Raw genomic sequence first — 16,087 nt, 5'->3', positions numbered from 1 at the left:
ATGGTTAGATGGTCTTAGGTTTTGGATGGAACGATTTGATGGAAATGTTCCGCAATGGAACATGGGACGACTATGTAAAATCCCTGCTGGATCGATATGAGAATCTGGGTCCTATACCCGGCATATTGCTTCCTTATTTTGAAGCTTTCCTGCCGTTTTTGCCGCTTGTTGTATTCGTGCTTACGAATACGGTGGCGTACGGCCTGCTATGGGGCTTCCTGTATTCATGGATTGGCACGTCACTTGGTGCGATCACGGTCTTTTGGCTGATACGGCGCTACCGCCATACACGGGTGATCAATTGGCTGCGTCATAATAAACAAGTTAAGAGAATAACGGAATGGCTGGATCGTCATGGTTTCGGTCCGCTATTCATTTTATTATGCTTCCCATTTTCCCCGTCGGCTATCATCAATGTCGTTGCCGGGTTATCGAGAATCAGCTTGCAGCAATTCGCGCTGGCAGTATTTCTCGGTAAGGCACTGATGATCTTCTCGATTGCTTATATCGGGGACAGTCTGACATCTTTTGCGGAAAATCCGATCAAGACTGTCGTTGTCGCCGTTGCCATCATCCTGTTTTGGATGATCGGCAAGTACGTGGAAGGAAGATTGAAGAAGAACGGCAAGCAGGAGCAGTCCGATAAGGATTGAAGCTGTACCTGCCGGGGTAAAGTGTTCCAAAACACTCACACCGGAGGAAAGTACATGAAAAAGAAAAAACGTTGGAGGTTTTTCTTCCTGTTTGCCGGCATCGTGCTTTTGCTCGTCTGTTTCAGGGAATGGGTCTTTGCGGATTATCGGGTGGAAGGGGAGTCGATGGAGCCTACCTTGCAGGATGGCAACTTCCTGATGGTGAACAAATTCAGGAACGATGCAGATAGTATTCGGCGTTTTGATGTCATCGTCTTTCATGCAACCGAAGATGAGGATTATGTCAAACGAGTGATTGGAATGCCTGGTGATACACTGGAAGTGAGGAATGACAGGCTGTTCGTGAATGGGGAATACCGCCCGGAGCATTATCTGGAAGCCTATAAGGATGATATCGATGGTCGATTGACGTATGATTTTACATTGGAGGATGTGACCGGGCAAACGACTGTACCGGATGGAATGCTGTTCGTCATGGGGGATAATCGCCGCGACAGCCTGGACAGCCGTGCATTTGGTTTCATTCCGATTGAACAGGTTGTCGGGAAGGTGGATGCCCAATTCTGGCCAATGTCTGCAACGGGCCTTGGTGCTTAGCTCCTTATCTTGGATAAGGAGCTTTTCCAATATATGCAATCGAACAAATGTACGCGTTTGTTTTCCTTTCAGCGACGGAACATGATAAAATAAGATTACTAGTTTGGGAGACAGGAGTGAAGTGTAGCATGGGTGTACGTTTTATCGTCGGCCGGTCTGGGGCAGGGAAAAGCCGGGCTTGTCTGGATGAGATAGCAGCCAAATTGAACGAAGATCCGATGGGGCCGAATATATTTTATCTCGTTCCGGATCAGATGACTTTTCAGCAGGAGCAGGCGCTGATCAGACAAACCGGCGTAGAGGGCAGCATCCGCGCACAAGTGTACAGCTTGTCGCGGTTGGCTTGGTATATTCTGCAGGAGACAGGCGGTGCGACCAAGCAGTTCATCAGCTCGACCGGTATCCAGATGATGCTCCGGAAAATCACCGAGGAACGGAAATCCGACTGGAATGTCTTCCAAAAAGCGATCGAGAAGAATGGTTTCATGGGGCAGCTGGAAAGCATGATCACAGAGCTGAAGCGATATCGGGTTACGCCGGAGCTTCTTCATGCCCAAATACAGGAAATGGAGCAGTTTCAGCTGCCGCACTCCCCGGAACGCACGCTTCGGGATAAGCTGGAGGATATCAGTTATATATACGATCGTCTGACCGCGCTATTGCGCGATAAATATATTGACAGCGAGGATCAGCTGCAAGTATTGGCTTCCAAAATCCCGCTGTCGCGGTCTGTGAAAGGGGCGGAAATCTATCTGGATGGTTTCCATCAATTCACGCCGCAGGAGCTGGAGGTAATCGGTGCCCTGATGACGGAAGCCGAGCAAGTCACCGTGACACTTACATTGGACGCAGCGAACCGTCAGGATGTAGATGAGCTTGATTTGTTCGCCCGCACACACGATACATTTCTTCAAATCAAACAGACGGCACAGGAGCGGAATGTTCCGATCACCTCCATCGAGCAGCTGAGCCCGGAGGAGGGACGTTTTGGCCATAACCCTGCCTTCCTGCATTTGGAGAAGCATTTTGAAACTCGCCCCGCACCATCACTGAAAGGGGAAGTACCGGTCACGCTGGCGCAGGCAGTCCATCCGAGGGCGGAGGTCGAAGGGGTGGCGCAGGAAATCATCACACTTGTACGGGAGAAGGGCTATCGTTATCAGGACATAGCATTGCTTTTGAGACAGGCGGATGTGTACCACGAGCTGATTGAAACGGTGTTCAAGGATTATCATATTCCAGTATTCATCGATCAGAAAAAGCCGATGATCCACCATCCGCTGCTGGAATTGATCCGTTCCGGAATGGAAGTGGTCGATGGGAATTGGCGTTATGAGGCCGTGTTCCGCGTCTTGAAGACCGGCTTCATCCCATCAAGCGATGAAGTCTATCCGCTGACGGAAGAAGCGATAGATGAATTGGAGAATTACTGTCTGGAATATGGCATCCGCTCCAGGGATCGCTGGCTGCAAAAAGAAGATTGGATCTTCCAGCGGTTCCGCGGCTTTGAATCGACCCGGCAGACGGATAAGGAATTGGAAACGCAGAAACGGATCAATCATTATCGCCGGCAGGTAGCTGAAGCGATGAAGAAATTCGATCGGAAGCTGCGGGAGGGCAAGACATTCCGTGAACGCTCGATTGCGGTTTACGATTGGCTGGAACAGCTGAAAGTGCCGCAGCGCCTGGAAGAAATGCAAGTCACTTTCGATGAGCGTGGTGAATTGGAAAGGGCAAGGGAACAAGACCAGGTCTGGGATGCCGTGCTCCAGCTGCTGGATGAAGCCGTGGAGATAGTCGGCGAAGAGCGCGTTTCCCTGCAAGTATTCCGTCATACGATGGAAACCGGCTTCGAATCGCTGGAATTCGCCCATATCCCGCCCAGTCTGGATCAGGTGATCGTCGGGACAATCGATCATAGCAAGGTGAGCGGATTGAAATGTGCGTTCCTGCTTGGGGTCAACGAGGGTGTGTGGCCGATGAAGCCCAGGAATGACGGACTCATCAGTGAAGAGGATCGGGAAGTACTGGCGGTATACGGTTTGCAGCTTGCAGCAGGGAGCAAGCGCCAGCTCCTGGATGAAAGCTTTTATATGTATCTCGCTTTTACGGCAGCAAGTGAACGGCTTTGGGTAAGCTATCCGATCAGTGATCAGGAAGGAAAGGCGAAAATGGCGTCTTCGCTCGTACAGCGCATGAAGGATTTATTCGATTGGTGCTGCGATGAGCGTATGCTTCAGGATCCGGAGGACAGCCTGGATACGGCCCGCTTTGTTGCAACCATCGATCAGACCCGGTCTGCGCTTACGACGCAGCTTGCCCGTAAATTGCGCAGCTATCCGATCCATCCGATCTGGGATAGCGTGCTCAACTGGTTCATTCGCCAGGAAAGCGCAGGTGAATTGACGGGAAGGATCCTTCAAAGCCTCTTTTACCGAAATGAGGCAGAAGATTTGAAGGAAGAGACAAAGGAGCAGCTTTTCCCGAAAAAGGTGAAAGCAAGTGTATCCCGCCTGGAAACTTACTATCGATGTTCCTATCAGCATTTCGCCAAGTACAGTCTCGGTTTGGAAAACAGACGGACGTACAAATTGGACGCCCCGGATATCGGTCAGCTTTTCCATGAGGCATTGAAGCAAATCACCGATTGGGTGCAGCTGGAGGGCAGGGATTATGCGCAGCTTAATCGAAACGATGCCGCTGGTTACGCGAAGCGGGCAATGGGGAATCTCGCGCCTGTGCTGCAGAACCAGATACTCCATAGCTCCAACCGCTTCAAGTACATCCAGCAGAAGCTGCAGGAAATCATTGCACGGGCTGCCTATACACTGAGTGAGCAGGCAAGGCAAAGCAAGTTCTCCCCTGTCGGGCTTGAGCTTGATTTCGGCGAGGACAAGACACTGCCTCCGATTGAGATCGCACTGCCAAACGGCTATGATGTGCAGCTGAGGGGACGGATCGACAGGGTTGACAAGGCGATCGAACAGGAAGAACTGTTCCTTCGCATAATCGATTATAAATCCAGCAGCAAGGCGCTGAATCTGACCGAGGTGTACTATGGTCTGGCTCTGCAGATGCTCGCCTATCTGGATGTTGTCCTATCACATTCAGAGGAATGGCTAGGTCTCAAGGCGACTCCTGCGGGGGTGCTGTATTTCCATGTGCACAACCCGCTGATATCTCAATCAAGCAGGTCGCAGGTTGATATCGAAGAAGAGATTTTCAAGAAATTCAAAATGCAAGGCATGCTTCTTGAGCAGGAATCGGTTGCCCGGATGATGGATACATCACTCGAATCGGGTATGAGTAAAATCATCCCGGCTGGCCTGAAGAAGGATGGCGGGTTCAGGGCAGGATCCCAGACGGCGGATGAAGACACGTTCCGCGCCCTGCAGCAGCATACCAGATTTTTGATGGAGCAAGCGGGATTGGATATCACCAATGGCGGCGTGCATTTGAATCCATATCGGCACCATGATCAAAGTGCTTGTACATTCTGTGAATTCAAGGCGGTTTGCCAGTTCGATGCATCACTTGCCGGTAATAAATATCGTGCCATCAAGGATATGAAGGATGACGAAGTGCTGAACAGCATCAAGAAGGAGGTGGAGCGACATGGTGAAGTGGACTGAGGAACAGCAGTTGGCAATCGATGCCAAAGGACATGATATATTGGTGGCGGCAGCAGCGGGATCGGGGAAGACGGCTGTCCTTGTCGAACGGATCATCCAGAAGCTTGTGAATCAAGAGGATCCGGTGGACATTGATCAGCTGCTTGTCGTGACCTTTACGAATGCAGCAGCGCAAGAAATGCGCAGCCGGATCGGATCGGCTCTCGAAAAGGCGTTGGAGGCGAATCCATCATCCCAGCATCTTCGCAAGCAGCTATCATTGCTGCAGCATGCGTCCATTTCCACGCTTCACTCATTCTGCCTGGATGTCGTGCGCAAATATGCGTATTTGCTGGATTTGGATCCAGGTTTTCGAATCGCGGATGATTTGGAAGCAGATTTGATCCGTCAGGAGGTCATGGGTGAGCTGCTGGAGGAATGGTACGGTAAGGAAGGCGATGAGCAAGCGGCCTTCTTCGGTGTCGTCGATCGCTTCAGCAATGACCGCAATGACTTGGAAGTAGAAGATTTGATTCTGAAATTATATGATTTTGCTACCCAGAATCCGTATCCGGATGCGTGGCTGGATGGAATGGCGGAGCTGTATAATGTTTCGGATGTGAAGGATGAGGGTGATCTTCCTTGGCTGCAAGTGTTGAAGCGGGAAGCAAACGATCAGCTGCAGGCCATGCTGCAGGAGGCCGATCAGGCACTCGCACTGACATGCGAGCCGGATGGACCATATCATTACGCAGACACTTTCAAAGCGGAAAGGAATTTCATTGCTGAAGCCAAGAGTCTTGTAGGAGGCAGCTGGGATGACGCGGTGGATTTCATCAAGGAGCAGTCCTTCGGCAGGCTTTCCGGTAAAAAAGTCGATTGTGATGATACAAAGAAAGCCCAGGCAAAAGCATTGCGTGATTCCTATAAAAAGAGATGGGGGAAGCTTGCCGGGGACTGGTTTTCACGGAAGCTGGAAGTCTATCTGGCAGATATGCTCGAGCTTTATCCGTCGATCAAGCAGCTTGCTTTGCTCGTCAAGCAATTCCGCAGCCGCTATCAAATGGAGAAACGGGAACGGGCATTGGTGGATTTCTCCGATTTGGAGCACTTTTGTCTGGAGGTGCTGATCGATGATGACAGCACGCCAGATCAAATCATTCCGTCAAGCATTGCCGAAACCTATCAAAGCCGGTTCAAGGAATTGCTGGTGGATGAATACCAGGATACGAACCTTGTACAGGAAACGCTGATCACGCTGCTATCCGATCGTAAAGGCAGCGGGAATATGTTCATGGTCGGGGATGTCAAACAAAGCATCTATCGATTCCGGCACGCGGAACCGACTTTGTTCCTGAATAAGTACAAGGCATTTTCCGAACCGGATAATCCAGGCATGCGCATCGATTTGGCCAGCAACTTCCGCAGCCGGAAGCAGGTGCTGGATGGCGCGAATTATATCTTCCGCCAGCTGTTCTCCGAGGATGTCGGGGAAATGCAGTATGAAAAGGAAGCAGAGCTTATCTACGCAAATAAAATGTATGATGAGCTGAAGCATGATGATGCCGATGTGGAGCTGGTCATCATCAATCGGGATGGTACGGAAGAAATGGAAGAAGCCGACACCGACACGGAAACGGTGGAGGACTTGGAAAAAGCCCAGCTGGAAGGGCGTGCTTACGCGAGGATGATTCAGCAATGGATCGGTCATGAAGGGCATGCTGCGATGCAAGTTGTCGATAAATCCACGCAGCAGCAGCGTGATATCCAATATCGGGATATCGTCATACTCCTCCGATCCATGACCTGGGCACCAAGCATCATGGAAGAACTGAAGCAGCAGGGTATCCCGGTATATGCCGAGCTGACGACAGGTTATCTTGACGCTATCGAGATCAAAGTGATGATGAGTGTGCTGAAGATCATCGATAATCCGCTGCAGGATATACCGTTCGCTGCTGTTTTACGCTCCCCCATCATCGGTCTGAAAGAGGATGACTTAGCTAAAATCCGATTGGCGGATCAGCGGAGCAGCTATTATGATGCAGCCAGATCGTATGCACGGACAACGGATGATGCCATCTCGATCAAAATCGAGCGGCTGCTCGAGTGGCTTCGTTCTTGGCGGATGGAAGCAAGGCAGGGGGCATTATCGACCCTGATTTGGTCCATCATGCGGCAGACGGGATATTATGATTTCGTAGGCGGCATACCGGGAGGAAGGCAGCGACAGGCAAATCTTCGTGCCCTGTATGATCGGGCGAGAAATTATGAGAATACATCATTCCGCGGTCTGTTCCGGTTTGTGAAATTCATAGAACGTATGGAAGAACGAGGGGATGACCTCGGAGCTGCGAAGGCTTTGGGGGAACAGGAAGATGTTGTCCGGATCATGACCATCCATAAAAGCAAAGGACTTGAGTTTCCTGTTGTCATCACAGGTGCGATGGATAAAACATTCAATCAGCAGGATCTCAGGGAACGTTATTTATTGCATAAAGATCTGGGCTTTGGCAGCAAATACATCGATCCGGTGAAGCGGCTCATGTATCCTACTTTGATCTATCATGCATTAAAAGCGGAGAAGCAGCGGGAATCCCTGGCCGAAGAAATGCGGGTGCTGTACGTTGCGTTGACGCGTGCAAAGGAAAAGCTGGTCATGGTCGGGAATGTTGCATCTTTGGAGAAGAAGCTTCAGAAATGGCGGCGGGTTGCCGATCATCCAGATTGGGTATTACCTTCGCATTTTCGATTGGAAGCGACCTCCTATTTGGATTGGGTTGCGCCGGCCCTGCTGCGGCATGAGCAAGCGATGGAGCTCCGGGAAGGGGAGCTGTCCATGCAGCTGCCGGCAGAAATTACTGCTGATCGCTCGGAATGGAGGATACGCCTCCAAGAAAGCAAAGATTACCTTACATCGGAAGAGCAAGAGGAAGAAGCCAATCAAGAGCTGCTTCAGCGCATCACGGAGTGGAAGCCTGGTGAAGAGGATGCTGATTGGAAAGCCGAAGTCGAGAACCGCCTGACTTATCAATATCCGCATTCAGAGGCAACAAGATTCCGGGCAAAACAGACTGTGACGGAAATCAAGCGGCAGCGGGAAATACGGGACAGCTACAGCGATATCCGCGTAGTGAACCGGATCCAGCAAAGAGCTCCGATTGCCAGCAGGCCGCATTTCCTGCAGGAATCGAAGGAACTCACGCCGGCTGAACGGGGCAGTGCGGTCCATACTGTCATGCAGCAGCTTGATATCCGGAAGGAATGGGATAAGAAGCAGCTCGAGGAGTACCTGCAAGAATTAGTGGAGAAGGAATTCTTGCAGCAAGAGGCTGCTGCGTCGATCGATGTGGAGAGGATCCTTGATTTCCTTGATTCACCAATAGCAAATCGTCTGCGCCGGGCTGAGCACTTCTATCGGGAAACACCTTTCACACTGGCGCTGCCCGCTAATGAACTGTACAGCGACTGGACAGGAGCAGCTTCCGATAAGGTTGTTGTCCAGGGGGTAGTCGATCAAATCATTGTGGAGGACGATGGACTTGTGCTGCTGGATTACAAGACGGATACACTCTATGGAGAAGATCCGGCCAGAAGAGCTGAGACCTTGACGGAGAAATATCGGGTGCAGATTGAATTGTATGCTCTTGCAATCGAACGTATCTGGAAGAAACCAGTCAAGGAGAAGTATCTTTATTTCTTTGACAAAGGTTTTTTGCGGCAAGTATAAGAAAGGAGACAGCGAGCGTGCTGTCTCCTTCTTTAATTTGGCTGGAGATGCCTTTCCAATTCGTAATAATCCATTTCTTTCCCGGTGACATCTGCCAGCTGCTTCAAACAATGGAGCAGCCGAATCCGATCAGATCGGTAGAATGCGGTTTGCGGAATATGGAAAATCGTATCTTGGACGAATTCCCAGATGATCGAGTGATTCTTTTCGGAAATGGAATCTGCCATCCGGATGAAAATCTGGATCATTTCCACAATCAAGAGATAATCCTTTTGTGTGTAATGCCGAATGCGGCCGAAGCCTTCATGCAGATAAGTGGAAAAAGTCACAGTGTTATAAACGACGCGTGTCTGTCCATCTTCATCCTGCAAATAAGGATGCAATGTCGTCGATGCATCCATATTGATCATCAGATCAGCCATTTGATGAAAGGTATTGATAGCGGAAGTCGGATCATCATTACCGATGGACTTGATTGCTATCTCGCTTAGTTTGTTCATACTCATATCCACGTCTTGAATCTCAGAACGTTTATGTCCGATTTGGATCATTTTGCTATATTTGCCGATTTGCAGATCTTGGGCACCTGGCCCGCGATAACTGAACAAACGGTTGCCTTTTAAAACGAAGTCACCGGCCTTTGCATCCAGCCTCACGATAACATCGTCTTCCTTGGCTTGCTTGATCATATCGACAAAGTTGATCAGCTGGATATAGCCCGAATTGGAGGCCTTATAGGTATAGCCTGGGTAATCTTCAAATGTGTAACCGGGTTCATCACGACGATATGGCTCCAGTTCATCGATCAACGTGGTTTGAATGATCCTTTCCGACTCGCTTTTCATTGCATCCACTATGTTATGCATCTGCATCCAGGTTGTCGTATGGTTGACAAAGATAGCAAAGGCAATCACCGCTGTCAGGGTGACAATTGTACAAGAAATAGGCACAGCGGTGAAATAATCCCTGGAGCTGTTCGTCACGAACAAGAAAGAGACGAGCATAAAGACAAAGCTCCCGTAAAAGAGTCCGAGAATATGCTGTGTCGTACGGTCAGAGATGAAGTTAAAGAGCATGCGCGGCGAATACTCTGAACTGAAGCTCGTCAATACCACCAGTATGGAGTTCAATGTATAGGCAGCCAAAAGCAATGTGCCGCTGACCAGCGCGCTGACAAGAGTACCAGTGTTGGAGGCGGATGCATTGAAGAAGCCGGTGGTTTTGGCAGGCAAATCGAAATATAAATCCAATAATAACGGAATTGCCACAAGAATGATTGTCCCTGCAATATAAAGGCTCGGCATCATCCAGAGGTTGAGCTGTACTTCATGTTTACGCTGTCTGCGTGTCATATGCAGATATTTTCTGATGGATCTGGGGAAAAATTTGATAAACATAAAGAACGCCTTTCTTTTGTGTTTGATCATAGGATTTTACCCCTCATTCATAGATGGCAAACCATAGACGGCCAGATGAATAGCCGGCTCTCCAAGCGGGTAGAGTAAAGGCACAAAGGAGTGATAGGATGGCTGATATCAAACAAGGGAAAGGACGATTTTATATCGGGGATACGGAACGGCCGGATGCAGAAGTGACATTCCGGGAATCGGATGATATTGTCATTGAACATACAATGGTGGTGGAAGATAAGCAGGGGAAAGGCCTAGGGACGGATTTGATCGATCATGCAGCAGCATATGCGAATGAAAAAGGGAAACAGATTGTCCCGGTATGTCCATTTGCACAGGAAGTCCTGAGCTCGGATACGAAATATGACGGGAGATGGGAAGGACCATCATAAAAAGCGTGACTCGCATGCTGCGAGTCACGCTTCTTTTAGTTATTGATGTATTTTTCGTATACAGCCCCGAAATCATGTGAGTGGTATTTATCTTTTGTAGCAGACAGCCATTCGAAGCCGAATTCGGTCAGCTTCCGGTATGTATCATCCAAGGTGCCGTCCGTGTAGCGGGACTGCTGCAAAATGGCGGCTGCCTTGTCCAAGCTGGTATGGGCCATGTCTGTGTATAAGCTGTTTTCATAATTGATTTCCGCAATGCGCAGAAGCGCTTTATAAAGATCCTTCAGCTGATCGATTTGATCCTTCTTCACATCGATGCTGATCACTTGATCATCGATGGAGAATTTAATCTCGATATCCAGATCGACTTTCCCGGCCGTCTCCAAATAGACATTGCTGATGCGATGCTGCAAATATGGATAACGGCGCAGTGTGCGCTTGGATGAGACAGCACTATCGCCGTCGACGTGGATGATGGAAAGGTTCGTGAAGCAGTATTCATCCTGTTTGGTTTTGATCAGGAAGTATATCTTTTCATCATCTTCATTCATCACGTAATCATCAGCATCTGTCTTATCATAATCATTCGGGGAAATGATCGTACCAATATCGGAGAGACCTAAAGCATCGGAAGCTAGTTTCTTAAACATAAATTAATCCTTTCTGCTATGCAGCATGTGATATACTGATTTTAGCAATTCTGACAGATGTCATCCATATCATTTTTGTAAATGATCCATCTGTACTAACGAAAGGCGGAATGAAATGAAGGATAAAATCAGACCCATGCCCCAGACAAAGCGGCTTCACTGGATTGATGCTGCAAGAGGAGCAGCCATACTGGGTATTTTTATGGTGAATGCGCCCTCATTCGGATCTCCGTATTATATGCCGGGCTACGATTCCCCTGAATGGGATTCGCAGCTGGATAGCTTTCTTTTAGGCGGCATCGATATTTTCTTCCAAGCCAGCTTCTATACCTTATTCTCCATCCTATTCGGTTTCGGGATGCAGCTCATATTCGATAGCCGCAAACGTGATGGCATCCGTCCCGGCTGGTTTCTTAGCAGGAGGATGCTGGTATTGCTCGGGCTTGGGGCAATCCATGCGTTCCTGATTTGGCACGGCGATATCCTCTTTACATACGCGATTATTGGATTGCTGCTGATCCCTTTCCTTTATACACCAAGGTGGGTATTGCTGATGATGATCCCGATATTACTCATTCCAGGACTTCTATTCAATTTATTATCTGTGTGGAGTGCTTCACTGATTGGTCTTGATATGGAAGAATTGATGGTCAGTATGATGGACATCCAAAATAAACTCACAGTTTATGGTAATGGCAGCTACACAGAAGTTTTACGGCAGAATCTGTCTGACTGGACATCCGCAAGCGGGGTAGTAGGTATCATAATGAGTGTATTCGTGCTGCTGCCATTCATGCTGCTGGGTGCCTATCTTGCCCGTGTGAAGCTGTTCCATGATCCCGTTGCGAACCGTCGGAAGCTGGTTTGGTTAACGGTGATTACCGGATTTTTCTTCCTTCTATTCAAAGCGGGACCATATTTGGTTGGTACACCTCTCTGGCTGACCATTATCCAGGATACGATCGGCGGACCGGCAAGTGCGCTATTTTATCTTTCTGTCATAACGCTCGTTTCAAATCTCCCTTTCTTCAGCTGGCTTGCGCGGCAGTTGAGCTGGGTCGGGCGCATGTCACTGTCCAATTATCTTTTCCAATCTGTCTTGATGTTCCTAGTATTCTATGGAGTCGGCTTCGGTTTATATGGGCGATTTTCTTTGCTTGGCTTTGTGGGCTTTGTCGTCGGTGTATTCGTCATCCAAGTGATCCTAAGCCGCATGTGGTTCCGTTTCTTCACTTTCGGACCGGGTGAATGGGTGTGGCGCATATTGACATATGGTAAGATTCAGCCGCTGCGGAAGAAAAATATACGGCGTGTGTCTTGATGCCGAAATAATGGGAATCATGGTATGATGGACGGGTACTAATACATAAGGAGGCGCATCATGGACGGAATGATACTGACACATATCATCGGCTGGGGGCTTGGACTTCTGCTCTTCTTTTTCGCGCTGGTATTATATAGTGAGAAAAAGAAGAAACAGGCAACAATCCCGCATATGATCCTTCGGCTGGATTATCTGCTTATCCTGTATACCGGATTTGTCTTATTATGGAGATATCTCGATGAGGATGGTTCTGCCTTTACTGCTCAAGCAATCATCAAAGGAATTGCCGGTCTCATTGTCATCATTTGCATGGAGATGATCCTTGTCAAAATGAAGAAGGAGAAGTCCGCAAAAGTTTGGTGGATCATTTTCTTCATTGCCCTGATCATTACATTGCTGCTTGGCTTTGGTATCCTGCCGATGGGATTCCTGCCATAAACCTGCCTTTTTTGGCAGGTTTTTTTCTTTTGCTCACGTTTGGCGCCGCTTTTCATATGTTGTAGAAGTAACGGCTTATTATATGAAAAAGGCGAGAAAAGGAGTAGAGCGGGCATATGTGCGGTATTACCGGATGGGTTAATTTCAAAAGGAATCTGGCGCAGGAGCAACCTGTGATCCAGAAAATGGCTCAGACATTATCAAAACGGGGTCCGGATGAGTACAACGATTGGGGCGCATCACATGTCCTGTTCGGTCACCGGCGTCTGATTGTGGTGGATGCTGCTGGGGGCAAACAGCCGATGCAGCACAGCGATGAACGCGGGACTTATACATTGGTGTACAATGGAGAACTGTACAACACAGAAGATATCCGAAAAGAACTCAAGCAGCGGGGATGGACATTTCAAGGCCATTCCGACACGGAAGTGCTGCTGAAGAGCTATATCGAGTGGCAGGATGCTTGTGTTGAAAAATTCAATGGGATTTTTGCATTCGCCATTTGGCATGACAAAACCGAAACACTCTTTTTCGCTAGAGACAGATTGGGCGTAAAACCGCTTTTTTATATGGAGCAGGAGGGCGGGCTGCTGATCGGTTCGGAACTGAAAGCGATACTGGCTCATCCGGATGTGGAAGCTGTCCTTGATGAAGAGGGCGTTTCGGAGATTTTGGCGCTTGGTCCTTCACGGACACCTGGTCATGGTGTTTTTAAAGGTATCAAGGAATTGCGGGCGGCTCATATCGGCAAATTCGATCGAAATGGTTTGAAACTGACTCGGTATTGGAATGTAGAAAGTAAGGAGCATACGGATTCCATAGAAGAAACTGCTGCAAAAGTAAGGGAGCTGCTGACGGATGCAGTGATCCGGCAGCTCGTCTCGGATGTACCGCTTGGCACTTTTTTATCAGGCGGAGTGGACTCCAGCGCCATCACGGCAATTGCTGCGAACCACTACAAAGAGACAGGGAAAGGCCAGCTTTCGACATTCTCAATCGACTTTGATGGGAATGATACATTTTTTATGAAAAGCGATTTTCAGCCGGCGAGCGACCAGACGTTTGTCGAGAAAATGCAAAAGGCTTTTGGCACGAACCATAAGACATATGTGATGGATAATCTGCTCCTCGCCCAATCGCTCAAGGAGGCAGCAATTCTCCGCGATTTGCCGGGTATGGCGGATGTAGATGCATCCTTGTTCTGGTTCTGTGAACGTATCAAAGAAAACGTGACAGTGGCTCTGTCAGGGGAGTGTGCGGATGAAATATTCGGCGGGTACCCATGGTTTTATCGGGAGGACGATTTGAACAGGGAAGGCTTTCCTTGGATTCGTTCATCTGAAGTACGCAATGGTCTGCTGAAGAAAGAATGGCAGCAGACGCTGGACTTGCACGGCTATATGCTTGATAGGTATCAAGAAACGATCGAAGAAACACCACTGCTGCCGGGAGAGGAAGCAGAAGCGGCAAAACGGCGCCAAATGTTTTATTTGAACATGCACTGGTTCATGCCGACCCTGCTGGATCGAAAGGATCGGATGAGCATGGGTGCAAGCTTCGAGGCACGCGTCCCGTTTAGCGATCACCGATTGGTGGAATATGTATGGAATATCCCATGGGAAGTAAAAACATACGGTAACAAGGAGAAGGGTATACTCCGCAAAGCACTCGAGGGTATCCTGCCGCATGAAGTGCTTTATCGAAAGAAAAGTCCATACCCTAAAACGCATAACCCGGTTTACACCGCAGCTGTCGTCGGATGGATGGAAGAGATCCTCCGGGACGATGATGCGCGTTTATTTGACTTGTTTGATCGGCAGGCAATCACAGCATTGGTCAAAAGCAAAGGGCAGGATGTCACTGCTCCTTGGTTCGGGCAATTGATGACAGGACCGCAGCTGCTTGCACATTTGGGCCAGATCGATTTTTGGCTGCGGCATCATGATGTGAAGATACGTGTCTGACTCTGGGAGCTTTTTCGGCTCCTTACATAGTAAAAACTATTTTCTTTCTGCCGGATTTCGGCTATAATGATTCGCAGGCTTTTGCGCAGGAATAGCTTTCGGGCGTTCTGCGCAACCTTTTGATGTATGGACTTATAAGGAGGTACATAATTGTTCTATTTTGAAGTGAAACGTATCGTGGTCGTTATATTCGGTGCTTTACTCAATGCAGTGGCACTGAACTTCTTCCTGATACCAGCAAGTGTATACGGGAGCGGTTTTACCGGGGCTGCACAGCTTTTATATGATTTCTTCGCACAAGTGCTTGGCATCACCTCGATCGGGACAGGAATATGGCTTTTCCTATTGAATGTGCCAGTTGCAATCTTGGGCTGGATGAAGGTGGGCAAAGGATTCACGATATACAGTCTATTTTCGGTGGCTTGCATGACCGTCATGCTGGAAGTGCTTCCGATTCATGCTTTATCGGATGATATCATCTTGAATGCGGTATTCGGGGGTGTCATTGCTGGTGTCGGAGTCGGCCTGACACTGAAGTGGGGAGCTTCCACCGGAGGGATGGATATTGTCGTCATGATTTTATCCCGGCTGAAGGATAGACCTGTCGGTACTTACTTCCTGCTGCTGAATGGGATCATCATCCTTCTTGCTGGTTTGCTCAATGAGCCCGCGAACGCCCTTTATACTTTGGTGACGCTGTATGTTTCCACTAGAGTGATCGATGCCATTCATACACGTTATGAGAAAGTGACGGCCATGATTGTCACCACGAAAGCGGACGAGCTGTCAAAGGCCATCTATAACAAGATGGTGCGCGGAATTACGATCATTCCCGTAAAAGGCGGATACACACAGCAAGACAAAAATATGCTCATGCTCGTCATCACCCGTTATGAGTTATACGATTTGGAACATATCATCAAGGAAGTGGATCCATCCGCTTTCATGAATGTTGTCGAAACAGCAGGGATATACGGATTCTTCCGAAAAGATAAATAAAAGCTGAGGAGCCAGTACGCTCCTCAGCTTTTTTAATAGCCTGCTTCTTCCATGACGGCGACGACTTTGGCAGAAAGCTCGTCCCAATCTGCGTTCGGCAGCTTATTGATGGTAATGAAATTTTGGAAGCCGAATACATTATCGACACCTTCGACCGTCATCAACTGGTTCATGATGTCATATTCGCTTGTTTGTCCGGGCATGACGGATACACTGCCATTGCCTTCAAAGATGATTTTATCAGTAGTGAATTTTTTTGCATTCGGATTCGGGGTATTTTCCACTCTTACACTCATGCTATTGACCTCCTAGCGTCCATA

12 protein-coding genes are annotated in these 16,087 nt (G+C 48.7%); 9 read left to right on the top strand and 3 right to left on the bottom strand.

What is annotated here, in order from left to right; translation table 11 throughout:
- Window positions 1-8: 8 nt before the first annotated feature.
- From MHI54_RS02915 to addA, 4 genes are all read left to right on the top strand, one after another.
- On the top strand, window positions 9-653 hold the full coding sequence (locus tag MHI54_RS02915; protein WP_095216435.1) for a TVP38/TMEM64 family protein: 645 nt from the start codon (window positions 9-11) through the stop codon (window positions 651-653).
- 54 nt (window positions 654-707) lie between these two features.
- Complete coding sequence (gene lepB / locus MHI54_RS02910) at window positions 708-1,250, top strand: signal peptidase I (RefSeq protein ID WP_095216434.1); 543 nt, start codon at window positions 708-710, stop codon at window positions 1,248-1,250.
- Between the two features lie 128 nt (window positions 1,251-1,378).
- Window positions 1,379-4,882: a helicase-exonuclease AddAB subunit AddB gene (addB, locus tag MHI54_RS02905; protein WP_340082269.1), complete on the top strand. Its 3,504-nt coding sequence runs from the start codon at window positions 1,379-1,381 to the stop codon at window positions 4,880-4,882.
- A complete protein-coding gene (addA, locus tag MHI54_RS02900; RefSeq protein WP_340082268.1) occupies window positions 4,866-8,591 on the top strand; it encodes a helicase-exonuclease AddAB subunit AddA in 3,726 nt (1,241 codons plus the stop codon). The genes addB and addA overlap by 17 nt, the downstream gene beginning before the upstream one ends.
- Before the next feature lie 32 nt (window positions 8,592-8,623).
- Here addA and MHI54_RS02895 read toward each other — a convergent pair whose 3' ends face one another.
- Window positions 8,624-10,018, bottom strand: a complete 1,395-nt coding sequence (locus MHI54_RS02895; RefSeq protein ID WP_095216431.1) for a DUF2254 domain-containing protein — start codon at window positions 10,016-10,018, stop codon at window positions 8,624-8,626.
- Window positions 10,019-10,116: 98 nt separating this feature from the next.
- Between MHI54_RS02895 and MHI54_RS02890 the strand changes: the two genes are divergently transcribed.
- Window positions 10,117-10,392, top strand: coding sequence for a GNAT family N-acetyltransferase (locus MHI54_RS02890; protein WP_340082267.1), 276 nt, complete (start codon window positions 10,117-10,119; stop codon window positions 10,390-10,392).
- Between the two features lie 35 nt (window positions 10,393-10,427).
- On the opposite strand, the gene MHI54_RS02885 is transcribed toward MHI54_RS02890, so the two are convergent.
- Window positions 10,428-11,042 carry a PH domain-containing protein gene (locus tag MHI54_RS02885; protein ID WP_095216429.1) on the bottom strand — a complete coding sequence of 205 codons (615 nt, stop codon included), beginning with the start codon at window positions 11,040-11,042 and terminating at the stop codon, window positions 10,428-10,430.
- 115 nt (window positions 11,043-11,157) lie between these two features.
- Here MHI54_RS02885 and MHI54_RS02880 point away from each other — a divergent pair, with 115 nt between their 5' ends.
- From MHI54_RS02880 to MHI54_RS02865, 4 genes are all read left to right on the top strand, one after another.
- Window positions 11,158-12,363, top strand: a complete 1,206-nt coding sequence (locus MHI54_RS02880) for a DUF418 domain-containing protein (RefSeq protein ID WP_095216428.1) — start codon at window positions 11,158-11,160, stop codon at window positions 12,361-12,363.
- A 60-nt stretch (window positions 12,364-12,423) separates the two neighbouring features.
- Window positions 12,424-12,804, top strand: a complete 381-nt coding sequence (locus MHI54_RS02875; protein ID WP_233135090.1) for a DUF1516 family protein — start codon at window positions 12,424-12,426, stop codon at window positions 12,802-12,804.
- A gap of 116 nt (window positions 12,805-12,920) precedes the next feature.
- The gene (asnB, locus tag MHI54_RS02870) at window positions 12,921-14,768 is read left to right on the top strand and encodes an asparagine synthase (glutamine-hydrolyzing) (protein ID WP_340082266.1); all 1,848 of its coding nucleotides are present in this window, start codon (window positions 12,921-12,923) and stop codon (window positions 14,766-14,768) included.
- Between the two features lie 150 nt (window positions 14,769-14,918).
- Window positions 14,919-15,767 carry a YitT family protein gene (locus MHI54_RS02865; protein WP_095216426.1) on the top strand — a complete coding sequence of 283 codons (849 nt, stop codon included), beginning with the start codon at window positions 14,919-14,921 and terminating at the stop codon, window positions 15,765-15,767.
- Window positions 15,768-15,799: 32 nt separating this feature from the next.
- Here the strand turns inward: MHI54_RS02865 and MHI54_RS02860 are convergent, their stop codons facing one another.
- The gene (locus tag MHI54_RS02860) at window positions 15,800-16,063 is read right to left on the bottom strand and encodes a NifU N-terminal domain-containing protein (protein WP_093726897.1); all 264 of its coding nucleotides are present in this window, start codon (window positions 16,061-16,063) and stop codon (window positions 15,800-15,802) included.
- Window positions 16,064-16,087 lie beyond the last annotated feature (24 nt).

This window comes from Terribacillus sp. FSL K6-0262 (genome assembly GCF_037977385.1).
GTDB lineage: Bacteria > Bacillota > Bacilli > Bacillales > Amphibacillaceae > Terribacillus.
This window is presented reverse-complemented; position numbering and strand designations above follow the sequence as displayed.